We start from the raw sequence: 24,127 nt of genomic DNA, 5'->3' as shown, positions 1-24,127 counted from the left end.
ATAGCGGTGAGTCAGTCAATGAAGATATCGACTGTGCAGACGCCATCGCTGGCAAGCCAGCTCCCACAGGGATTTGTATAAGGCTGAAATGTCAGCGCAGATTGAGCCTTGCCGCCGCACGCTCGGTGATTTCAGTACGCAACTTCAGCGAAGGCGCCGCGCGCTTGCGCGCCTCATCGACAACCGCACTCGGCGCCGTCTCCGGGCTGCCCGAATCAAACGGCGGCGCCGGCGCATATTCCAGCTGCAACTGCACCAATTGCGCCGTGTCCGCACCGACCAGCTCTTGCGCCAGCGTCAAGGCAAAATCGATCCCGGCCGTGATACCGCCCCCGGTAAACAGATTGCCGTCGCGCACCACCCGATCCTTCACCGCAATCGCGCCCAATGTCGGCAGCAGATCGTGATAAGCCCAATGCGTGGTCGCCCGTTTATCCTGCAACAGACCCGCCGCCCCAAGCACCAGCGAACCCGTACACACCGACGTCACATAACGCGCCTGCGCAGCTTGTGTCTTGATGAACGCCAGCGTCTGCTCATCCTCCATCAACGGCCCGACCCCGGCGCCACCGGGAACGCAGATCACGTCCAGAGCCGGGCAGTCCTCGAACGTGGTGGTCGGTTTCAGCACCAGCCCGGTGCTGGCGGTGACCGGCACCAGATCCTTCCAGATCAGGTGCACTTGCACGTCCGGCAACGACGCCAGCACGTCGTACGGGCCGGTCAGGTCGAGTTGCTGCACCTGGGGAAACAACAGAAAACCGATCTGCAACGCCATGGTTCTTCTCCGTGAAAAGGGGGTGGACGGCTTCACTGTAGGCGCGTAGGTTTTGGCGCATACGCCAATCAGCCCACGAATTACGCCAAATGCCGAAAACCATCCACGTCCTCGCGTTCGCCAATGTGCAATTGCTCGATGTCACCGGGCCGTTACAGGTCTTCGCCTCGGCCAACGATATCGCCCGCCAGCAGGGATTGCCTGCGCCGTATGCGCCAACGGTCATCGCCAGCGGTGGCGGGGCGGTGAACTCGTCCGCCGGGTTGGCGATGCTGGCCGAACCGCTGCCGAAACAGCCCAGCGATACGCTGATCATCGCCGGAGGCTGGGGCGTTTATGCCGCTGCCGAAGACGCCGGGTTGGTGAATTGGGTGCGTGAACATGCGAATGGCTGTCGGCGCGTGGCCTCGGTCTGCACCGGCGCATTTCTGCTGGCGGCCAGCGGCTGGCTCGACGGTCGCCGGGTCGTCACTCACTGGACCCGTTGCGAACAACTGGCGCAGCAACACCCGCAATTAAAGGTCGAACCGAATCCGATCTTCATCAACGACGGACCGGTCTGGACCTCGGCGGGCGTCACCGCCGGCATCGACCTGGCGCTGGCCATGGTCGAAGACGACCTAGGTCGCGACATGGCCCTGGACGTCGCCCGGCAACTGGTGGTGTTCCTCAAGCGCCCGGGCGGGCAGTCGCAATTCAGCGTGACGCTGTCGCTGCAAAAACAGGGCAACCGCTTTGACGATCTGCACGCGTGGATTGCCGAGCACCTGACCTGCGATCTGGGCATCCCGACCCTCGCCGAACAGGCCGGCATGAGCGAACGCAGTTTCGTGCGCCACTACCGCGCCGACACCGGCCAGACCCCGGCCCGGGCCATCGAACTGATTCGCGTTGAAACCGCGCGCCGGTTGCTGAGCGATACCGGACTGCCGATCAAACGGGTTGCGGCCAATTGTGGTTTTGGCAGTGAAGAGACGTTGCGTCGCAGTTTCCTGCGGGCCATGGGTGTGACGCCGCAGGCTTATCGGGAGCGGTTTTCGGTCAGCGCTGGAGCAGACCCAGTAATGCCTTGAGCGTTTCGCCGGGCGCTTCTTCCGGAATGTTGTGCCCGACACCCGTCAGCACTCGCCGCTCATAAGGCCCGGTAAAGTGGTGCGCATCTTCATCGTCCGCCGGTGCCGGGCCGACGCCATCATCGGCACCGCACAGCGAAATCGTCGGAACGCCGATCGCCGGTTGTTTCTCCAGCGCCTGCTCCATCCACTCCAGCGTCGGATCGCCCGGCGCATACATGAAGCGATGGCGATAAGAGTGAATCACCACCTCAACGAAATCCGGGTTGTCGAACGCCGGCGCGCTCAACGGATAACGCTCGGCGTTCCGCGCCCAGGTCGGTGACCACAATTGCCAGAGCAATTCGCACAGCGCCCGACGATTCTGCGTCAGTCCTTCAACGCCTCGGGGCGTGTGGAAGTAATACTGATACCAGTAGCGATGCTCGCTCTGCGGATCCAGCGGGTGAATCGAATTCGGAATGTCCTGCAGGTTGTAGCCATCGCCCGTCACCAAACCGCGCACGCGCTCGGGAAACAGCGCCGCCACAATGCACGCCGCCCGACCACCCCAGTCGTAACCGCACAATGTCGCTTGCTCGATACCCAGCGCATCCATCAGATCCAGCAGGTCCTGCGCCAGCGCCGCTTGCTGGCCGGAACGCGGCGTGTCCGGGTTGTTGAAACGGGTCGGGCCGTAACCGCGCAGGTACGGCACGATTACCCGATAACCCTTGGCGGCGAGGGGCGGGGCGATTTCGTCGTAGGCGCGGGGAGAGTAGGGGAAGCCGTGGAGCAGGATGACCGGCGTGCCGTTTCCCGGGCCGTGATGCTCATAGGCGATGGTCAGACTTTCAGTCTTGCAAAACTGCATCACGGCTCGGGTCATACGGGATTCCTCAAGTTTCGGCTTCCGCCACCTGATTGAAATACTTGCTCCGATCCGGCGTAAACTTCACCACCATTTTCGTCCGCGAGCAGGTCAGCACCCGTTCGGCACTCAAGTCGATATCCAGATCTTCCCCACGCAAACCCTGCCACTGAGCCAGGTATTTCAGCGATCCGTACTTTTCATTCTTCTTCAGGCTGCGACTGACCCCGCCTTTCCAGCCCAGTACCGGCAATTCATCGGCGCGGCAGCGTTGGGCGAGGCCGGGGAAACGGGCGGCGCGCTGGCGGCCGATTTCCCAGCATTTGATCAGGCCCTTGTCGGCGGCTTCCCACAGTTCGTCGCGGGTCAGGCCAGACCTCAATGGGGAAGCGATGGGGCGGTGGATGCGTTGGCTCATTCTGGTTCCTTGAATCGGGTTTTTATTGGACAGCTCCGCTGTGCCCGTTGCGGTGGATGGTAGGGGGGGATGTAACAGCTGGCAACAAGGTATTTCGAGGTGTAAGTGCGAGTTGCGGGCCAAGCGTTACACGGGGTTGGCAGGTTTCTGTAGGCCGCGCCATCAACCAGTTGTATTGAAAGGAATCGATTGTGTGGGCCAGCCCTTCAACCACAAGGCTCAGGGGTGTTTGCCGTTCGTAGGTGGCCATCCTACAAACGGCGGTTGGAGTGGAGATCTTTCTTACAGCGTGTGGCGAAAAATGATGACTATGGCTGCCAGTAATTTTTCTCCCCGCTCAATTTGCGATCGAGAAAACTCGCCGCGCTGATCAGCGCCAGGTGGGTCAACGCCTGGGGCGTGTTGCCCAGATGCCGGCCACGATTGTCGAATTCCTCCGCATAAAGCCCCAACGGATTGGCATAACGCAGCAGTTGCTCGAACTCCAGATGGGCCTTTTCCACTTGCCCGGCGCGGGCCAGGCATTCGACGTACCAGAACGAGCACGCGGCGAACGCGCCTTCGGTGCCGGACAAACCGTCGATGCCTGCATCATCGTTGCGATAGCGGTAAACCATGCCGTCGCGCACCAGATGTTTCTCGATGGCTTCCAGGGTCGCGAGCCATTTCGGATCCTTGGCACTGACGAAGCGTACCAGCGGCATCAGCAACATCGAGCCATCCAGCGCGGTACCGCCCTGGTACTGCACGAAATGCCCACGCTCTTCGTTCCAGAAATTGTCCCAGATGTCGGCATGGATGGCCTGACGGGTCTGATCCCAACGGGCGAACGGTGCCGGCAGCGAGCGTTTCGAAGCCAGGCGGATCGCCCGGTCCAGCGCCACCCAGCACATCAGCCGCGAATGCAGGAAATGATGTTGCTCACCGCGCATTTCCCAGATGCCTACATCCTTGGTCTGCCAGGTCTCACAGACCTGATCGACCACTTCCATCACATGTTTCCAGCCTTCGTGGGAAATCGCGTCGCCGTACTTGTTGACCAGATAAACGGCGTCCATCAGTTCGCCAAAGATATCCAGTTGAATCTGGTCGTACGCGCCATTGCCGATACGCACCGGTTTCGCGCCGCCGTGTCCGGCCAAATGCGTGAGTTCGGTTTCCGGCAGTTCCTGGCGGCCGTCGATGGCGTAGAGGATATTCAGCTTCATCGATGATTGGCCACTGCAATCGCTGACCCGCCCGCGCAGCCAGCGCATATAGGCGTTGGCTTCGTCGACAAACCCCAGGCGCATGAAGGCGTAAACGGTGAACGAGGCGTCGCGGATCCAGGTATAGCGATAGTCCCAGTTGCGTTCGCCGCCGGGTGTTTCCGGCAGACCGAAGGTGGCCGCGGCAAGGATTGCGCCGTGCTGGCGCGAGGTCAGCAGCTTCAGGGCGAGGGCCGAACGGTTGACCATCTCCCGCCAGCGGCCGCGATAGTTGGACTGGCCGATCCAGTCGCGCCAGAACTTCAGCGTGCGCTCGATGCACAACTGCGCGGCGCCTTCGGCAAATCGCGGATCGTCGCTGGCGCCGAGCATGAACGCGGCGGTCTGATCCTGCTTGAGAGTGAATTGCCCGACCGCCGCATCGTGATCGACGCTCAAGGCTTGATCCGAGGCCAGCCGCAGTGTCGGCTGCCCGCTGGCGCTGAACAGCACATCCTGTTTATCGATGACGGCGCGGGTTTCAGCGCGGGCATAGTCATGCCGAACCGCGCAGCGCAGGTGAAACGTCGCCTGTCCGCTGACCACTCGCACCCGGCGCATCAGCAGCGGCAAGGCATCGTCGTTGTCGCCGATGGGCAGCAGATCGGTGATTTCCACCACGGCGTGGTCGCTGAGCCAGCGGGTCTGCAGGACGTTGGTGTCTGGCAGGTAAATCTGTTCGCGCCGGGCATCGGGCAGGTCCGGGGCGAGCTGGAAAATCCCCGCATCGAGTGTGTCCAGCAGCGAACAGAAGATCGACGGGCTGTCGAACTCCGGCCAGCAGAAAAAATCCACGCTGCCCTTGTCATTGACCAGCGCGGCACTGCGCAGGTCGCCAATGATGCCGTGGGCGTCGATGGGGCTTTGTCGTTCGGATTGATGCTCAGCCATTGCCACGGAACTCCGGATAGAGGCTCATGCCGCCGTCGATGAACAGGGTGGTGCCGACGATGTAGTCGGAGGCGTCGGAGGCGAGAAACACCACCACGTTGGCCACGTCCTCGACATCGCCGATGCGCCCGTAAGGGATGAGTTTGAGCAGGTCCTGCGCGGCGTCGCCTTCGGTGGCGTCTTTATTGATGGCCGTGCGGATCGCCCCCGGCGCGATGCCGTTGATGCGGATTCGCTGGTGGCTGACTTCCTGGGCCAGGGTCTGCATCAACTGATCGACGCCGCCCTTGGACGCTGCGTAATTGACGTGCCCGGCCCAGGGAATGCGCTGGTGCACCGAACTCATGTGGATGATCTTGCCGGCGGCCCGGGACACGCCTTCGCGCACGCCCTGGCGGTTGAAGATCCGCAGCGCGGCGCGGGCGCAGAGGAACTGGCCGGTGAGGTTGACGCCGATCACCGCGTTCCAGTCGGCCAGCGACATATCCACAGCCGCCGCGTCTTTTTGCAGACCGGAATTGGCCACCAGAATGTCCAGTGTGCCGAAGGTGTCGAGGGTTTGCTGGAACAGCCGCTCAACGTCTTCTTCTTTCGAAACATCCGCGCCAATCGCGATGGCCTGACCACCGTCGGCGACGATCTGCCGGGCCAGCGCTTCGGCCGGCTCGGCTTGTCGGTTGTAGTTGATGACGACAGCGGCACCGGCAGCGGCCAGGGCTTTGGCGGCGCCGTGGCCGATGCCGGAACTGGCGCCGGTGACCAGTGCCACCTGACGGGCGAGGGAAATCTGCATGAACGGTCGCGCCTTATGCGGGGATCTGATCTGCTGACCGGCATCCTTGAGTCAGAGTTCAGCGTGAATGCGAAGGGGCACGTAATCAAGTCGAGTCCCGCAGGGCTGTACGGGTTCAGATATGGTACCGGGCACTGTGTTTATGCCACTCCAGATTGCCGCCAATCCATGTACTCAATCCGGTGAGATAGCGCCGCAATACCGGCGAGCGCGTGCCTTTCATCAGCGTTGCGTGCAGGCGTTCGTATTCTTCCATCACTGCGTCATGGATATCGGCCGCCCGGTCGATTGCCTCTTGAAGCGAACAGTTGTGCCTGGCTGCCAGCAGATAAGGCAGCTTGAAGTCGCCGGTTTCGTTCAGGTGCTCTTTGTAAGCGGAATACAGATCGTTGATCAGAGTGGTCGCCAGCGAGGCCAGTGCGGTGACGTGGTGAATGTCTGGACGGGAATACGTATTGGCCGGGACTTCGTAGCCGCCGATCAGGTCGATCAGTACCAGGCATGGCCAGAAGCTGTTGACCTGCCGACTGGCCAGGTATTCGGCGACGGTGGGTTGAGTGCCATAGAGGCGCCAGGGACCTTCCGCCGCCATGGTGACGAACATGGCGATGGTGATCTGGCGCACCCGGGCGACTTGCGAGGGCGTGCAGAATTGGGCGACCCGTTTCATGTAGGCCAGCAATCCCCTGATTACCGGGTCGCACATTTGCTGCTTCAGGAGTTCTTTGTCGAACGGCGAAGGCAAATAGACCGGATCGATCGCGGTGAGGGCGAACGACAACTTTTCGGCCACTGTCTCGGGGCGACCGCCGAGGGATTGATCGTCGCAATAGTGATCGTCCACCGCAAACAACGCCGCAAAGCATTGCGCCGCGAGTAACAGTCGATTCGGATCATTCGTGTCGGCGTGGCACAGCATTGCATAGCGACCGAAGTCGCTGGCGCGGATTTTTTCCTCTTTGCCGGCAAAGATTCCCACGCTCGGTATCCAGGCCATCAGGCGATCGTTGACTTCCTGGCCCAGCGCCTCATCAATGCGCGTAGGCGGCGGGCAGCGTACGGCACGGACGATAAAGGGGGCAGTGGCGCTGCGTGGCGTCCGGGCACTGCTGGATCGATTCATGGGGTGATCCTTTTCTCGGGGCCGATTGAGATGCTCACCGACGCGGTTCCTGTGCAGGGATGACAGATCCATGTAAAACCTTTGGCGGAATTTGCGCACCTGTCAGGTTTGACAGGTGCGCGGCTCAATGGACGAGCAGTCAACGACCTCCACTAAGCGTCAGGCAGGCAGTTTGCGAAGCCAAAACCCTGAATCTTTCGCGGGTGCATTCCCTTCACATTCCACCAACAATTCCTCGCTTCCCCGCCCGTCAGGCTTTGTGGCAACTTGGCCGCCCCTGATGAGGCTGCATCCGATGGCAAACCCTTACCGCGAGTTGTTCAACGCCCCCGGCGCCCGGGCTTTTGTGATGGCCGCGATGATCGCGCGCATGCCGATTTCCATGACCGGTATCGGTGTGATCACCATGCTCTCGCAATTGACCGGCGGCTACGCGCTGGCGGGTGGGGTGGCGGCGACGTTTGCGCTGGCCACGGCGTTTTGTGCGCCGCAGGTGTCACGGCTGGTGGACCGCTTCGGTCAGGGGCGAGTGCTGCCGGTGGCGGCGCTGATCGGCGGGGGCGCGCTGCTGATGTTGCTGTTGTGCACCCGCTTGCAGGCGCCGACCTGGACCCTGTTTGTCTACGCAGCATTGGCCGGTTGCATGCCAAGCATGTCGGCGATGGCGCGGGCGCGCTGGACCGAAATCTATCGCGGCCAGCCGCAGTTGCAGACCGCTTATGCGCTGGAGTCGGTGCTCGACGAAGTCTGCTTTATTGTCGGCCCGCCGCTCTCGGTAGGGCTGTGCGTCGGCGTGTTCCCCGAGGCCGGGCCGCTGGCGGCGCTGTTGATGTTGGCCATCGGCGTCACGGCGTTCGTCGCCCAGCGCAGTACTGAGCCGCCGGTGCATCCGCACGAATCGCAGCATCAGGGTTCGATCATTCGTTCGACCGACGTGCAATGGCTGCTGGCGTTGATGCTCGCCATGGGCGTGATTGTCGGCGTGGTGGATGTGGTCAGCGTCGCGTTCGCCCAGCAGCAGGGTCAGCCGGCGGCGGCCAGCATCGTGCTGTCGGTGTACGCCATCGGTTCCTGTCTGGCCGGTATCGCCTTCGGTGCGATGCGCTCGAAACTGCCGTTGCCCAGGTTGTTTCTGTATGGCGGGATCGCGACGGCGGTGACCACGCTGCCGCTGTTGCTGGCGACCAACATCCTCGGGTTGTCTGTGGCGGTGTTCATCGCCGGGCTGTTCTTCTCGCCGACCCTGATCGTGGCGATGGCGTTGATCGAGCGCATCGTACCGCCGGCCAAACTCACCGAAGGTCTGACCTGGCTGGTCACCGGTTTGAGCATCGGCGTGGCCATCGGCGCCGCCGGCTCCGGCGCACTGGTGGATGCCTTTGGCGCGCGGAGCGGTTTCTGGCTGGCGATTGCCGCCGGTGCGGTGGTGCTGGGCTCTGCAGTGCAGAGCTTTCGTCACCTCAAATAATCCCGGTTACCAGCCCCGGCCCGAGTTCACCCAGAAGTTGACCGACAGCGACGTCGATACCGACTCCACCTGATGGAACCAGCCCTCGGGCAGGAACAGCAGATCGCCGGCCTCCAGCGTCACGCGCAGGAAAGTCACGTCGCGTGCGGCGGGGAAACGATCATAGTCCGGCGCATCCGGATTGAAATCACAACCATCCAGGCCGCCTTCCGGCGCGGTGGACCAGGTGCCCAGCGCTTCGCGGTGGTGGGGCGCGGCGAGGGTGAATTTCTTCTGGCCCCAGACCTGGGCGAACAGGTTGTCGGAGTCGTCGCGGTGCAGCGGCGTCAGCGTGCCCTTGGGGCCGATCCAGATCCGTGGCGGGATGAACAGCGAGGCATCGAAGTAGGGCGGGTATTTGATCTGCTGCATCAGCGCGGCCGGCAGGATGTTGTTGCCCATATACGCCGGCGGCTCGCCGTCCGCGCCCTTGACCGCCGGGCTGTCCAGCGAAGCGATGAAATCGGCCATCGAGGTGGAGCGGAAATCCCGTTCGGTGGAGAAGGTTTTCTTCACGTAATCGCCGTGGCGGGTGATGCCTTGCAGTTCGGCGAAATGCACCAGCGACTCTTCGCGGCTGAGCTTGAACAGCGGCCAGTCGTGCAAGGCATTGCTGATGACCACCGGCGTGCCGAAGGGCAGGTAGCGCTCCTCGAATTCCTGACACGACAGTTCGCCGCGTGGCCGGCGCTCGACGACGGTCTGCACCGGTCGTGCGGCGGTGATGCTTTCACTGCGGCGCGGCGGTGTCGGGTAGCGCTTGTTCATGTCGACCTTTTGCGCCGGCGCCCCCCCGTAGCGGGCCTGGTCGATGATCTGCGGCAACATCGTCGCCAGGCCCATGTTGCCGCCGATCTTCAGCCGACCGCTGGCGAACAGTTCCTCGACGTTGGCGGTGCCGCTCATGATCCCGGCAAAATCGTTTGGCGCCACCTCAATGGTCACGTCCGGGTTCGGGTGTCGACCGGCCTCGGTGCGGGTGCTGGCCTTGACCTCGGACCAGCACGTCAGCTGAGGCCCCAACACGAATTGGAAAACGCCTTCGATGCCGACGGCACCGGCATTGGCGAACAGCTTGCCCAGGATGGTCTGCAGGTCCACGGTGAATCCTCGTTGTTGTTTTGGCCTGAACGGTTAACGAGGGTTTGCCGGGGAAATTTAGCCACCCTCGACTAATTTGCCCGGCCGTTGATCCGTACCCTTTTGAAGAGACATTTTTTCGAGGGAAGCGTGGTGACCAACAAGTTGACCTTGCTGTGCCTGCCGTACTCCGGCGCCAGTGCCATGGTCTACAGCCGCTGGCGGCCGAAGCTGCCGCAATGGCTGCAACTGCAACCGGTGGAGCTGCCAGGGCGTGGCGCACGGTTCGACGAACCGCTGCACACCGACATGCGCGCACTGGCGATGCAACTGGCCAGGGAGTTGCGCCCGACGCTCAAGACGCCTTATGCATTGTTCGGCCATAGCCTGGGTGCGCTGATGGCTTGCGAAATCGCCCATGCGCTGCGGGCGCTGGGCTGTCCGGAACCGGTGGCGCTGTTCGCCTCGGGCACCGCTGCGCCGACCATGCGCGCGGATTACGACCGCGGTTTCGCCGAACCGAAGACCGACGCCGAACTGATCGACCAGTTGCGCACGCTTAACGGCACCAGCGAGGAAGTGCTGGCCAACGCAGAGTTGATGAGCCTGACCCTGCCGATCCTGCGCGCGGATTTCCTGCTCTGTGGCAAATTCCAGCCGCTGCAGCGCCCGTTGCTCAATTGCCCGGTGCATGTGCTGGGCGGCAAGGCCGACAAGGCCACCACCGAGCAATTGATCGGCTGGAGCAAGGAAACCTCGGGCAGCTTCTCGGTGGACATGCTGGCCGGCGGGCACTTCTTCATTCATGAGCACGAAGCCCGAGTGCTCAAGGTGATCAAGGATCAACTTGAGGTGCATCACCGGCGCCACGCGCTGGCCGTCAGCGCCTGAGTTTCAACTGGCGACTGCAGGCTCTCTGCCCGCAGTCGCTTCCTCTTGTGGCTTGCAGCTTCGAGCTTGCAGCTACCCCTCTGACACTTCTTCTCAATCTCTAATTTTTCCGGTCTGCATTCGTTTTATAGGGATGACGTGCCTTTGTGCTGCCTGCCTACTGATCCGGATGCCAAGAAATGAATGCAGAAGACTCCTTGAAACTCGCTCGCCGGTTTATCGGGTTGCCCCTGGAAAAGCGCCGGATGTTCCTGGCTGCCCTGGCGAAAGAAGGGGTGGATTTTTCCCGGTTCCCGATTCCCGCAGGCGTCGAGGCCGAGGATCGACAGGCGCTGTCGTATGCCCAGCAGCGCATGTGGTTTCTCTGGCACCTGGACCCGCAAAGCGGCGCCTACAACCTGCCGGCGGCGGTGCGCCTGACCGGTCGCCTGAACCAGGCAGCGCTGGAGCAAGCCTTCGCCAGCCTGATCGAACGCCACGAAACCCTGCGCACGGTGTTCCAGCAGCAGCTCGACGACAGCCTGCAGCAAGTGCCGCTGCAACAACCGCTGGACATCCAGCGCATCGACCTCAGCGATTTGCCCGCCGCCGAACGTGAAATCCGTGTGGCCGCTGCCGCGCAGGAGCAATCGCTGCTGCCGTTCGACCTGGCCAACGGCCCGTTGCTGCGGGTGCGCCTGTTGCAACTGGCCGAGCAGGAACATGTGCTGCTGCTGACCCTGCACCACATCGTCTCCGATGGCTGGTCGATGAACGTGCTGATCGACGAATTCTGCCGCTTCTATGACGCCCACGATCAGGGCCGCGCTGCCGAGCTGCCGCCGCTGGCGGTGCAATACAGCGACTACGCCCTGTGGCAGCGCCGCTGGCTGGAGGCCGGCGAACAGCAGCGTCAACTCGACTACTGGCTGGCGCAGATGGGCGACGAACACCCGGTGCTGGAATTGCCGGTGGACCGCCCGCGCCCGGTGCTGCCGAGCAATCAGGGCCGACGTCTGGAAAGCGTGGTGGACGCTGCACTGGTCGAGCAACTGCGCGGCATCGCCCGTCAGCACGGGGTGACGCTGTTCATGCTGCTGCTCGGCACCTTCAATATTCTGCTGCACCGTTACACCGGCCAGACCGACCTGCGCGTCGGCGTGCCGATCGCCAACCGAAACCGCCGGGAAATCGAAGGGCTGATCGGCTTCTTCGTCAACACTCAGGTGCTGCGTGTCGAACTGGACGGCCAGACCTCCATCGCCGATCTGCTGCGTGACCTCAAGGAAACCGCCCTCGGTGCCCAGGCCCATCAGGACTTGCCGTTCGAACGTCTGGTCGAGGCGCTGAAACTGGAGCGCAGTCTCAGTTACAACCCGCTGTTCCAGGTGATGTACAACCACCAGCCGGAAGTCGCCGACGTCACCACGCTCAAGGTCGGCAGCGGTCTGGAGCTGGGCGTCATCGAGTGGGAAAGCCGCAGCACCCAGTTCGACCTGAGCCTGGACACTTACGAAAAAGGCGGGCAACTGCACGCGGCGTTCACCTACGCCACGGATCTGTTCGAGCCTGAAACCATCGAGCGTATGGCGCGCCACTGGACGAACTTGCTGCGCAGCCTCGTCAGCGATCCGCAGCAGCGTGTCGGTGACATCGCGCTGTTGGAAACGACCGAGCTGGAACAACTGACTCAGGACTGGGGCCGCCACGATACCCAGTGGCCGAGCGAGCGCCCGGTGCATGAGCTGTTCGAAGCCCAGGCCGAGCTGACGCCGGATGCCGTCGCGCTGATTTTCGACGGCCAGCGCCTGACTTACGCCCAGCTCAACGCCCGGGCCAATCGCCTGGCGCGCAAGCTGCTGGCGCAAGGTGTCGGCCCGGACGTGCTGGTGGGTGTGGCGGTTGATCGCGGACTGGAACTGATCGTCGCCATCCTCGCTGTGCTCAAGGCCGGTGGCGCTTATGTGCCGCTGGATCCGCAATACCCGCGTGATCGCCTGCTGTGCATGATCGAAGACAGCGGCAGCCGTTTGCTGCTGACCCAAAGCCATTTGCTCGACCGTTTGCCGGTACCGCAGAACGTCCGGAGCCTGTGTCTGGATCAGGCCGAAGTCTGGGCGCACACCGACGAAAGCAACCCGCAACGCACCGTGTGGGCCGACAACCTGGCCTACGTGATGTTCACCTCCGGCTCCACCGGTCGCCCGAAAGGCGTCGGCATCAGCCACGGTGCCCTGAGCAAGCACGCGTTCGCCTCGCAGCATTACTACGACCTGAGCGCCGCCGATTGCGCGCTGCAATTTGCGACCTTCAACTTCGATGCGTTCGGCGAGCAGCTGTTCGGCCCGCTGACCTGTGGCGCCTCGGTGGTGCTGCGCGGCAACGAAGTGTGGGACAGCGAAACCCTGTACCGGAACATTGTTGAACACCGCATCACGGTCATGGACCTGACCACCGCTTACTGGAACATGATCGCCAAGGAATTCGCCGCCGCCGGCCCGCGTGACTACGCGGCGCTGCGTCAGGTGCACAGCGGTGGTGAAGCGATGCCGCCGGAAGGCGTGCAGGCCTGGCGTCAGGCCGGGCTGGAACACGTCAAACTGCTCAACACCTACGGCCCGACCGAGGCCACCGTTACGGCGACCACCCTCGATTGCAGCGACTACGTCTTGGGTCGCCAGTCGTTGCCACTGACAATGCCGATCGGTCAACCGCTGCCGGGCCGTCACACTTATCTGCTGGATGCCGACGGCCAGCCGACCCCGGTCGGTGTGGTGGGTGAACTGCTGATCGGGGGTGAATTGCTGGCGCGGGGTTACTTCCAGCGCGCAGATCTGACTGCCGAACGCTTCATTCCCGATCCGTTTTCCAGCACTGGGGCGCGCTTGTATCGCACCGGCGACCTGGCGCGTTACAACGCCCTCGGCCAGATCGAATACGTCGGACGGGTTGACCATCAAGTGAAGATCCGTGGTTTCCGTATCGAGCTGGGCGAAGTCGAAGCGCGCCTGCTGGAACTGAACGACGTCAGCGAAGCGGTGGTGCTGGCAGTGCAGGGCGGCAGCAGCCTGCAACTGGTGGCGTATGTGGTGCCAAAAGACACGTCCGTGGTTGCAGCGACGGTCGACGAACAAGGCGCGGCGCGTGAAGCAATCAAGGCGCAGCTCAAGGACAGCCTGCCGGACTACATGGTGCCGACGCAGCTGCTGTTCCTCGCCGAACTGCCCCTGAGCCCGAACGGCAAACTGGACCGCAAGGCCTTGCCGGCGCCGGACGCCAGCCAGATGCAGCAGGCGTTCGTCGCGCCGCGCAGCGAGCTGGAGCAGAAAATCGCCGGCATCTGGCAGGACGTGCTCAAGCTTGAGCAGGTCGGCCTCACCGACAACTTCTTCGAACTGGGCGGCGACTCGATCATCTCGATTCAGGTGGTCAGCCGCTCGCGTCAGGCCGGGATTCATTTCAGCCCCCGCGACCTGTTCCAGCACCAGACCGTGCAAGGTCTGGCCAGCGTGGCGCAGCAGGGCGGCGGTGGCGTGAGCATCGATCAGGGCCCGGTGACCGGCGAGCTGCCGTTGCTGCCGATCCAGCAAGTGTTCTTCGAAGACCCGATTCCCCAGCGTCACCACTGGAACCAGGCGGTGCTGCTGCGCAATCATCAAACCCTGAACGCCGAGGCGCTGTTGCAAGCGCTGAACGCGTTGCTCGCGCATCACGACGGCCTGCGTTCGCGCTTCGTCGAAAGCGCCGAAGGCTGGCGTGCCGAAGTCGCGCCGGTTGCGCACGATCCGGAACTGTTGTGGACCGCCGACAAGTTGGACGACGGCGAACTGCAAGCGCTGTACGCCAAGGCCCAGCAAAGCCTGAACCTGCAAAACGGCCCGCTGCTGCGCGCGGTGATGGCGACCGTCGCCGATGGCAGTCAGCGTCTGTTGCTGGCGGTGCATCACCTGGTGGTGGACGGTGTGTCGTGGCGGATTCTGCTGGAAGACCTGCAACTGGCGTATCAACAGGCTGCGCAAAAAACCGCCATCAAGCTGCCGGCGAAAACCAGCGCCTACAAGGCTTGGGGCGAGCAGTTGCAAGCCTATGCCGCGACCGAAGCGCTGCAGGCCGAACTGGGTTTCTGGAAGCAACAACTCGATGGCGCGGCCCTGGATCTGCCCTGCGACAACCCGCAAGGCAGTCTGCAAAGCCGTCATGCGCTGGTGCTGCACAGCCGCCTCGATAAAACCTTTACTCAGCAGTTGTTGCAACAGGCCCCGGCCGCTTACCGCACGCAGGTCAACGACCTGCTGCTGACCGCGCTGGCGCGGGTCATCAGCCGCTGGACCGGCCACGCCGACACCCTGATTCAGCTGGAAGGCCATGGCCGCGAAGACCTGTTCGACGACGTCGACCTGACCCGCACCGTCGGCTGGTTCACCAGCCTGTTCCCGGTGCGCCTGACCCCGGCGGATTGCGTCGCGGCAGCGATCAAGCAGGTCAAGGAACAACTGCGGGCGATCCCGAACAAGGGCATCGGTTTCGGTGTGCTGCGCCATCTGGGCGACGCGTCCACCCAGGCCAGCCTCAAGGCGCTGGCCATGCCGCGCATCACCTTCAACTACCTCGGCCAGTTCGACGGCAGTTTCGATGTCGAGGACGGTGCACTGTTCAGCCCGGCCGGTGAAAGCGCCGGGCTGGAGCAAAGCCTCGACGCGCCGCTGGACAACTGGCTGGGCGTCGAAGGTCAGGTCTACGACGGCGAACTCGACCTGCGCTGGACCTTCAGCCGCGAGCAATTCAACGAGGCGACCATCGCCCGTCTGGCCGAGGATTACGAACGTGAACTGCAAGGGTTGATCAGCCATTGCTGCGATGCGGATTCGATGGGCGTGACGCCGTCGGACTTCCCGCTGGCGCGCATTGATCAGGCACAACTGGACGCGATCCCGGTGCCGGCCGCGGGTATCGAAGACATCTATCCGCTGTCGCCGATGCAGCAGGGCATGCTGTTTCACACCTTGTACGAGCAGGGCACCGGCACTTACATCAACCAGTTGTGCGTCGATGTCGACGGCCTCGATCCCGAGTGTTTCCGCGCGGCGTGGCAAGCGACCATGGACGCTCACGACATCCTGCGCAGCGGCTTTATCTGGCAGGGCGAATTGCAGGAACAACTGCAAATCATCCATCGCCAACTGGCGCTGCCGTACACGCTGCTCGACTGGCGCGAGCGCAGCGACATCGCCCAGGCCCTCAAGGATTTCACCGCCGCCGATCTGGCCGAAGGTTTCGACCTGACCCAGGCCGGGCTGCTGCGCGTGACCCTGATCCGCATCAGCGACCAGCGTCATCACCTGATCTTCACCAACCACCACATCCTGATGGACGGCTGGAGCAGCGCGCAGATGCTCGGCGAAGTCCTGCAGCGTTATGCCGGCCAGCAACCACCGCGTCCGGTCAGCCGTTACTCGGATTACATTCAGTGGCTGCAACGTCAGGACGCGGCGGTCAGTGAAGCGTTCTGGCTGCAACAACTGGCGGACTTCCACGAGCCGACGGTGCTGGCACAAGCCGCTGTCGGCGGTGGCGAGGTGCGCAGTGAAGTCGGTCATCTGCTCAAGCACTACGACCTCGATGCGTCGCGCACCCGGCGCTTGAACGCGTTTGCCCGTGAGCAGAAAGTCACCGTCAACACTCTGGTGCAAGCCGCATGGCTGTTGCTGTTGCAGCGCTACACCGGCAGCGCCTGCGTGGCGTTCGGCACCACCGTGGCTGGGCGTCCGGCGGAACTGGTGGGGATCGAGCAGCAGGTCGGTCTGTTCATCAACACCTTGCCGGTGATCGCCGGCAGTCGTCCGGACCAGACCGTGGCCGCGTGGCTGGCGGCGGTGCAGGCGCAGAACCTGTCGCTGCGCGAGTTCGAACACACGCCGCTGGCGAGCATTCAGCGCTGGGCCGGGCAGGGCGGCGAGTCGCTGTTCGACACGCTGCTGGTGTTCGAGAACTTCCCGATTTCCGCAGCGCTGCAACACGGCACCGCCCAGGGCGTAGTGTTCGGCGAAGTCGCCAACCAGGATCAGACCCACTATCCGCTGACCCTCGGCGTGACGCTGGGCGAAACCCTGGCGCTGCACGTGAGCTTCGACCAGGCGCATTTCAGCGTCGCCACCGTCGAACGTCTGAGCGCGCAACTGCTGCACCTGCTGGAACAGTTCGCCGAATCCGCCGAACGTCGTCTCGGTGAAATCGCTTTGGCCACGGCTGACGAACACGCGCGGCAACAGGCGCAGAACCATCCGCAGGCGTATCCGACCGATATTGCCGTGCACCAGCGCTACGCCCGTTTGGCCGCGCAGCAACCGGATCGCACCGCGGTCATTTTCGATGGCAAGCATTACAGCTATGGCGAACTCGATGCCCGCGCCAACCGTCTGGCCCACGAACTGGTGGCCCGTGGCGTGCGCGCCGAAGTGCGGGTCGGCGTGGCGATGCCGCGCGGCGAAGGCCTGATCGTTGCCTTGCTGGCGGTGCTCAAGGCCGGCGGCGCCTATGTGCCGCTGGACACCAGCTACCCGCGCGAGCGTCTGGCGTACCTGATGCAGGATTCCGGACTGGCGCTGCTGTTGACCGATTCCCGCGTGTCGGCGCAACTGCCGATCGACAACGCCATGAGTGTGCTGGAACTGGACCGCCTCGACCTCAGCGGCCATTCGGCGCAGGCGCCGGTGGTGACGATCGATCCGGACAATCTGGCCTACGTGATTTACACCTCCGGTTCCACCGGCAATCCGAAAGGCGTCAGCGTCACCCACGGGCCGCTGGCAATGCACTGCCTGGCCATCGGTGAGCGCTATGAAATGCGTGACAGCGATTGCGAATTCCACTTCATGTCGTTCGCCTTCGACGGCGCCCATGAGCGCTGGCTGACCAGCCTGACCCACGGCGGCTCGCTGCTGATCCGCGACGACAGCCTGTGGACGCCGGAGCAGACCTACAACGCGATGATCGAGCACGGCGTGACCGTGGTCGCGTTCCCGCCGGTGTATCTGCAACAACTGGCCGAACACGCCGAACGCGTCGGCAATCCGCCAAAGGTGCGGATCTACTGCTTCGGTGGCGATGCGGTGCCGAATGCGAGTTTCGAGCGAGTCAAACGCGCGCTGAATCCGGAGTACATCATCAACGGCTACGGCCCGACCGAAACCGTGGTCACGCCGCTGATCTGGAAGGCCGGTCGCGATGTGCCGTGCGGCGCCGCGTATGCACCGATCGGCAGCCGCATCGGCGACCGCAGCGCCTATGTGCTCGACGCCGATCTGAACCTGTTGCCGCAAGGCATGGCCGGCGAGCTGTACCTGGGTGGCAGCGGTGTGGCCCGTGGTTACCTGAATCGTCCGGCGATGACTGCCGAGCGTTTTGTCGCGGACCCGTTCAGCGCAACCGGTGGCGTGCTGTACCGCACCGGCGACCTGGTGCGCCAGCGTGCCGACGGCACTTTTGATTACCTGGAGCGCATCGACAACCAGGTGAAGATCCGTGGTTTCCGCATCGAACTGGGCGAGATCGAAGCCAGCCTGCAAGCCCTCGACGGCGTGCGCGAAGCGGTGGTCGTGGCCCAGGAAAGCGCCGGCAGTAAACGGCTGGTGGCGTACGTGGTCGGCGATTCGCAACAGGCGGATTTCGCCGAGCAACTGCGGGCGCAACTCAAGGCCAGCTTGCCGGCGCACATGGTCCCGGCCTACGTGGTGACCCTTGAGCGCATGCCGCTGACGCCGAACGGCAAACTCGATCGCAAGAACCTGCCGAAGCCTGACGTCAGCCAATTGCAGCAAACCTACGTGGCCCCGCAAAGCGCGCTGGAGCAGCAATTGGCAACGATCTGGCAGGACGTGCTGAAGCTGGAACGCGTCGGCCTGACCGACAACTTCTTCGAGCTGGGCGGCGATTCGATCATCTCGATCCAGGTGGTCAGCCGCGCCCGTCAGGCCGGGTTGCGTTTCACCCCGAAAGATCTGTTCCAGCATCAGACCATTCAGGCGCTGGCCAATGTGGTGCAGACCGGTGAGCCGGTGCAGCAGATCGATCAGCGCCCGGTGACCGGTGAAACCGCGTTGCTGCCGATTCATCAGTGGTTCTTCGCCCAGCCGATTCCCGACCGTCATCACTGGAACCAGTCGGTGATGCTCAAGACCGCTCAGCCGTTGGATGCTTCTGTTCTGGAACAGGCACTGGATGCGTTGGTTGTGCATCACGACAGCCTGCGCCTGGACTTTGCCGAACAAGGGCAGGGCTGGACGGCGCAGTACCGCGACGTCGAAACCCAGGCCGGTGAAACGGTGTTGTGGCAAGTCGAGGTCGCCGATCTGGCGGCTCTCGAAACGATCGGCAATCAGGCCCAGCGCAGCCTGCAACTGAGCGGCGGCTCGCTGATCCGTGCGGTGCTGGCGAACCTGGCCGATGGCAGTCAGCGTCTGCTGCTGGTGGTTCATCACCTTGTGGTGGATGGCGTGTCGTGGCGGATTCTGTTCGAAGACCTGCAAACCGCTTACCGACAGATCCAGTCGGGTGCGGCCGTGCAACTGCCAGCCAAGACCAGCGCCGTGAAAGCCTGGACCGAAGCGTTGCAGGACTACGCCGGCAGCGCCCCATTGCAAGCCGAGCTGGGCTTCTGGCAGCAACAACTGCAAGGCGCGTCGAACGCGTTGCCGTGCGACAACCCGCAAGGCGGCCAGCAACATTGCCAGGCACTGGCGATCCGCACGCCGCTGGACAAGACCCTGACCCGTCAACTGCTGCAAGAGGCCCCGGCGGCCTACCGCACCCAGGTCAACGATCTGCTGCTGACCGCGCTGGCGCGGGTGATGGTGCGCTGGACCGGTGACGACAATGTGCTGGTGCAGCTGGAAGGCCATGGTCGCGAAGACCTGTTCGATCACATCGACCTGACCCGCACCGTGGGTTGGTTCACCAGTCTGTTCCCGGCAAAACTGACCCCGACCGCCGACCTCGGCGCCTCGCTGAAACAGATCAAGGAACAGCTGCGGGCGATCCCGAATAAAGGCATCGGTTTCGGTGCCCTCGCGCATCTGGGCGACGACCACGCCCGCGCTACCCTGCAAGCGCTGCCGACGCCGCGCCTGACCTTCAACTATCTGGGCCAGTTCGACGGCAGTTTCGAGGCCGGTGATGCAGCGCTGTTCCTGCCGACCAGCGAATCCGGCGGCGAAGAAGTGAATATGCAAGGCCCGCTGGGCAGTCCGCTGGCCCTCGACGGCAAGGTGTTCAACGGCGAACTGGACCTGAGCTGGACCTTCAGCCGCGAGATGTTCGAGCCGGCGACCATCCAGCGTCTGGCCGACGATTACCTGCAAGAGCTGACCGCGCTGATCGCCCATTGCTGCGACAGCGCCAACCATGGCGTGACCCCGTCGGACTTCCCGCTGGCGACCCTGACCCAGGCCCAGCTCGACGTACTGGCGCCACAGCCGCAGACCATCGACGACATCTACCCGCTGTCGCCGATGCAGCAGGGCATGCTGTTCCACACCCTGCTCGAACACGGCAACGGCGACTACATCAACCAGATGCGTCTGGACGTCGATGGCGTCGACCCGCAGCGGTTCCGCGCGGCGTGGCAAGCGGTGGTGGATGCCCATGACATCCTGCGCACCGGTTTCGTCTGGCAGGGCGATCTGGAGCAGCCGGTGCAAGTGGTGCAGCGTCAGCTCGAAGTGCCGTTCCGCGTACTCGACTGGAACGGCCAGCCCGACGTTGATACCGCGCTGAAAAAACTCGCCGACGAAGAGCGTACCCAGGGCCTGGACCTGAGCCGTGCACCGTTGTTGCGTCTGGTGTTGGTGCGCATCGCGGAAAACCGGCATCACCTGATCTACACCAACCATCACATCCTGATGGACGGCTGGAGCAGCGCGCAGTTGCTCGGCGAAGTGTTGCAGCATTACAGCGGCGCAGCGGTGCCGCGTCCGACCGGGCGCTACCGCGATTACATCGCCTGGCTGCAACGTCAGGACGCCGCGACTGCCGAAGCCTACTGGCTGGCGGCGCTGGGCAATCTGCAGGAGCCGACGCGTCTGGCCGATGCCATCGCGCGGCCGAATGCCGGTCTGCCGAGCGTCGGTTATGGCGATCATTTCCAGGTGCTCGATGCCGGTCTGACTCAGCGTCTGGGCGAGTTTGCCCGGGCCTCGAAAGTCACTGTCAACACCCTGGTGCAAGCCGCGTGGCTGCTGCTGTTGCAGCGCTACACCGGCAAGGAATGCGTGGCGTTCGGCGCCACCGTCGCCGGGCGTCCGGCGGATCTGCCGGGGGCCGAACAGCAGGTCGGTCTGTTCATCAACACCTTGCCGGTGATCGCCGCGCCACAAGCACAGCAGACCCTGGCCAGCTGGCTGCAAGGCGTTCAGGCACAGAACCTGGCGCTACGCGAGTTCGAGCACACACCGCTGGCGCAGATCCAGCGCTGGGCCGGGCAGGGCGGTGACGCGCTGTTCGACAGTCTGATGGTGTTCGAGAACTACCCGATCGCCGAAGCGCTGGAGCAAGGCGCGCCGCAAGGCCTGCATTTCGGTCCGGTGCAGAACCACGAACAGACGAACTATCCACTGACCCTGCTGGTGCATCTGGGCGCCGAACTGTCGGTGCACTTCAGCTACCAGCGCGACCGCTTTGCCGACGTCGGTGTGGCGCAACTGGGTGCTCATTTGCAGCGTTTGCTTGAGCAGATGACCGAGGCGGGCGAGCGTTCGCTCAGCCAATTGCACCTGATCGAAATGGCGCCGGTTTCCAGCGATTTCGTCACCGAACTGTGCATCCACCAGAGCATCGCCCGTCAGGTCGCCGCAAGCCCGAATGCACTGGCCGTGACCTTCGCCGACTCGCAGCTGACCTACGCCGAACTGGACGCCCGGTCCAACCGTCTGGCGCGCAAGTTGATTGAACTAGGCGTCGGCCCGGAAGTGCGGGTGGGCGTGGCGTTGCCCCGTTCCGAACAGTTGCTGATTGCACTGCTGGCGGTGCTCAAGGCCGGCGGCGCCTACGTGCCGCTGGACCCGGACTATCCGGCCGACCGCGTGGCTTACATGCTCGAAGACAGCCGCGCTCGAGTGTTGCTGACGGAGCAAGAACTGGCGGCAACTCTGACCGTGCCGTCCGACACGCAGGTGTTGCTGCTGGATCAGATCGTGCTGGATGGTTATCCGGCTCAGGCACCACAAACCGCCGTGACCCCGGACAACCTCGCCTACGTGATCTACACCTCTGGCTCCACCGGCAAGCCGAAGGGCGTGGCGATTGCCCATCGCAACGTCATGGCGCTGATCGACTGGTCGGCCAAGGTCTACCGCCGCGAAGACATTCAAGGCGTGTTGGCCTCGACCTCGGTGTGTTTCGACCTGTCGGTCTGGGAATTGTTTGTGACCCTGGCCAACGGCGGCTCGTTGATCATCGCCCGTAATGCGCTGGAACTGCCGCAACTGCCGGCTCGGGATCAGGTGCGCCTGATCAACACCGTGCCGTCGGCGATCAATGCGTTGCAGCGCGCCGGGCAGATTCCACCGGGTGTGCGGATCATCAACCTGGCGGGCGAACCGCTCAAGCAAGGGCTGGTGGACGCGCTGTATCAGCAGCCGAGCATTGAGCATGTCTACGACCTGTACGGCCCGTCGGAAGACACCACTTACTCGACCTGGACCCGCCGCACCGCCGGTGGTCAGGCGCGCATCGGTCGCGCGCTCGATCACTCCGCCAGCCACTTGCTCGATGCCGATCTGCAAGCGGTGCCGCACGGTGTGTCGGCCGAGTTGTACCTGTCCGGGGCCGGTGTCACGCGCGGTTACCTGGGCAAAGCGGCGATGACCGCCGAGAAGTTCGTGCCCAACCCGTTCGCCCGCAACGGCGAGCGTCTCTATCGCACCGGCGACCTGATCCGTCAGCGCGAGGACGGCGATCTGGAGTACATGGGCCGGATCGACCATCAGGTGAAAATTCGTGGTTTCCGTATCGAACTCGGCGAAATCGAAGCGCGGCTGCTGGCGCAACCGGGCATCAGCGAGGCGGCCGTGCTGGCCGTCGAGGCCGAGGGCGGCGCGCAACTGGTGGCCTATGTCGTGGCCCCGAAACTGGACGTGTACGACGGTGAAGCGCAGCGCCAACTGCGCGACGGACTAAAGACTGGCCTCAAGTCTTCGTTACCTGACTACATGATTCCCGCGCACCTGCTGTTCCTTGAGCAGTTGCCCCTGACCCCCAACGGCAAGCTCGACCGCAAGGCGCTGCCGGCGGTGGATGCCAGCCAGATGCAGGTCGCGTATGTCGCGCCGCAATCGGAGCTTGAGCAACAGGTCGCGGCAATCTGGCAGCAAGTGCTCACCGTGGAACGCATCGGTCTGAACGATCACTTCTTCGAACTCGGCGGGCACTCGCTGCTGGCGGTCAATGTCGTGTCGCGCATCGCCCTGGAACTGGGCCTGACGCTGACGCCGCAACTGCTATTCCAGCACCCCGTCCTCGGCGACTTTGTCGCTCGACTCGATACAGGAGGCGGGGCAATCAACGAACAGAAACTGAACAAGCTGGAAGCCCTGCTTGACGATATGGAGGAGTTCTGATGGACACGAGTGTTGCTTTGAGGATTGCCAAGCGCTTTATCACTCTGCCGCTGGACAAACGTAAGCTCTACCTGGAAAAGATGCTCGAAGAGGGCGTCTCGCCGGCCAACCTGCCGATTCCGGAAACTCGCTCAAGCTTCGAGGCGATCCCGCTGTCCTACGCCCAGGAACGCCAGTTGTTCTTGTGGCAGATGGACCCGCACAGCACCGCGTACCACATTCCCAGCGCCCTGCGTTTGAAGGGGCGGCTGGATGTCGCGGCGCTGGAGCGCAGTTTCAACGCGGTGGTCGCCCGCCACGAAAGCCTGCGCACCACGTTCGTCGAACAGGGTGAAACCTTCTGCCAGCAGGTTCACGCGCAGATGCCGCTGAGCATCACGGTCGAGACGCTGGCGGCCGGTCTGGACGCCGACGCTGCGATCAAGGCTTTCGTCGAGCATGAAACCGCGCGCCCGTTCAATCTGCAACAGGGCCCGTTGCTGCGGGTGTCGTTGCTCAAGGTCGGTGAAGACGATCACGTGCTGGCGCTGATCCAGCACCACATCATCTCCGATGGCTGGTCGATGCAAGTGCTGGTCGGCGAGCTGATCAAGCATTACGCCGCCGACACCGGCGGCCAGCCCCTGAGCCTGCCGCCGCTGGAGGTGCAATACGCCGACTACGCAATCTGGCAGCGCCACTGGCTGGAGGCCGGCGAGCGTGAGCGGCAGCTCAAATACTGGATCGACACCCTCGGCGGCGAACAGCCGGTGCTGGAATTGCCGATCGATCACCCGCGCCCGGCGGTGCAAAGCTTCCGTGGTGCGCGTCTCGATCTGCACCTGCCGACCGCACTGGGCGATGCCCTCAAACAACTGGCCCAGCGCGAAGGTGCGAGTCTGTTCAT

General features: G+C 63.4%; 12 protein-coding genes (1 of these 12 running past the window's edge). 5 read left to right on the top strand and 7 right to left on the bottom strand.

Going from position 1 to position 24,127, the window contains the following annotated elements; all coding sequences use genetic code 11:
• Positions 1 to 91: 91 nt before the first annotated feature.
• Entirely contained in the window at positions 92 to 778 is a 687-nt protein-coding gene (gene inhA / locus CAF77_RS16395; protein ID WP_085655230.1) for an isonitrile hydratase, read from the bottom strand.
• Between the two features lie 89 nt (positions 779 to 867).
• Here inhA and CAF77_RS16390 point away from each other — a divergent pair, with 89 nt between their 5' ends.
• Entirely contained in the window at positions 868 to 1,851 is a 984-nt protein-coding gene (locus tag CAF77_RS16390) for a GlxA family transcriptional regulator (RefSeq protein ID WP_085655229.1), read from the top strand.
• Here the strand turns inward: CAF77_RS16390 and CAF77_RS16385 are convergent.
• From CAF77_RS16385 to CAF77_RS16365, 5 genes are all read right to left on the bottom strand, one after another.
• The gene (locus CAF77_RS16385) at positions 1,820 to 2,719 is read right to left on the bottom strand and encodes an alpha/beta fold hydrolase (protein WP_085655228.1); all 900 of its coding nucleotides are present in this window, start codon (positions 2,717 to 2,719) and stop codon (positions 1,820 to 1,822) included. The genes CAF77_RS16390 and CAF77_RS16385 overlap by 32 nt on opposite strands.
• Before the next feature lie 10 nt (positions 2,720 to 2,729).
• Complete coding sequence (locus tag CAF77_RS16380) at positions 2,730 to 3,119, bottom strand: hypothetical protein (protein ID WP_085655227.1); 390 nt, start codon at positions 3,117 to 3,119, stop codon at positions 2,730 to 2,732.
• A 308-nt stretch (positions 3,120 to 3,427) separates the two neighbouring features.
• Positions 3,428 to 5,257, bottom strand: coding sequence for a glycoside hydrolase family 15 protein (locus tag CAF77_RS16375; protein ID WP_085655226.1), 1,830 nt, complete (start codon positions 5,255 to 5,257; stop codon positions 3,428 to 3,430).
• On the bottom strand, positions 5,250 to 6,050 hold the full coding sequence (locus CAF77_RS16370) for a glucose 1-dehydrogenase (protein WP_085655225.1): 801 nt from the start codon (positions 6,048 to 6,050) through the stop codon (positions 5,250 to 5,252). The genes CAF77_RS16375 and CAF77_RS16370 overlap by 8 nt, the downstream gene beginning before the upstream one ends.
• Before the next feature lie 115 nt (positions 6,051 to 6,165).
• On the bottom strand, positions 6,166 to 7,173 hold the full coding sequence (locus CAF77_RS16365; RefSeq protein WP_085655224.1) for a terpene synthase family protein: 1,008 nt from the start codon (positions 7,171 to 7,173) through the stop codon (positions 6,166 to 6,168).
• A gap of 295 nt (positions 7,174 to 7,468) precedes the next feature.
• Here CAF77_RS16365 and CAF77_RS16360 point away from each other — a divergent pair, with 295 nt between their 5' ends.
• Positions 7,469 to 8,641: an MFS transporter gene (locus tag CAF77_RS16360; protein ID WP_085655223.1), complete on the top strand. Its 1,173-nt coding sequence runs from the start codon at positions 7,469 to 7,471 to the stop codon at positions 8,639 to 8,641.
• Between the two features lie 6 nt (positions 8,642 to 8,647).
• Here the strand turns inward: CAF77_RS16360 and CAF77_RS16355 are convergent, their stop codons facing one another.
• Positions 8,648 to 9,781 carry a cupin-like domain-containing protein gene (locus CAF77_RS16355; protein WP_085655222.1) on the bottom strand — a complete coding sequence of 378 codons (1,134 nt, stop codon included), beginning with the start codon at positions 9,779 to 9,781 and terminating at the stop codon, positions 8,648 to 8,650.
• A gap of 132 nt (positions 9,782 to 9,913) precedes the next feature.
• On the opposite strand from CAF77_RS16355, the gene CAF77_RS16350 reads away from it, so the two are divergent.
• The 3 genes from CAF77_RS16350 to CAF77_RS16340 form a co-directional block, all read left to right on the top strand.
• Entirely contained in the window at positions 9,914 to 10,651 is a 738-nt protein-coding gene (locus tag CAF77_RS16350) for a thioesterase II family protein (RefSeq protein WP_139831615.1), read from the top strand.
• A 179-nt stretch (positions 10,652 to 10,830) separates the two neighbouring features.
• Positions 10,831 to 23,241, top strand: a complete 12,411-nt coding sequence (locus CAF77_RS16345; RefSeq protein ID WP_085655221.1) for a non-ribosomal peptide synthetase — start codon at positions 10,831 to 10,833, stop codon at positions 23,239 to 23,241.
• Positions 23,241 to 24,127 carry the 5' end (the start) of a non-ribosomal peptide synthetase gene (locus CAF77_RS16340; RefSeq protein WP_085655220.1) on the top strand. 14,173 nt of this gene lie beyond the right edge of the window, so 887 of the gene's 15,060 nt are visible here — the first part of the coding sequence; it begins with the start codon at positions 23,241 to 23,243; its stop codon lies beyond the right edge, outside the window. The genes CAF77_RS16345 and CAF77_RS16340 overlap by 1 nt, the downstream gene beginning before the upstream one ends.

Origin of the sequence: Pseudomonas sp. R15(2017), from assembly GCF_002112685.1 — a bacterium.
GTDB classification, from domain to species: Bacteria; Pseudomonadota; Gammaproteobacteria; order Pseudomonadales; family Pseudomonadaceae; genus Aquipseudomonas; species Aquipseudomonas glycinae.
This window is presented reverse-complemented; position numbering and strand designations above follow the sequence as displayed.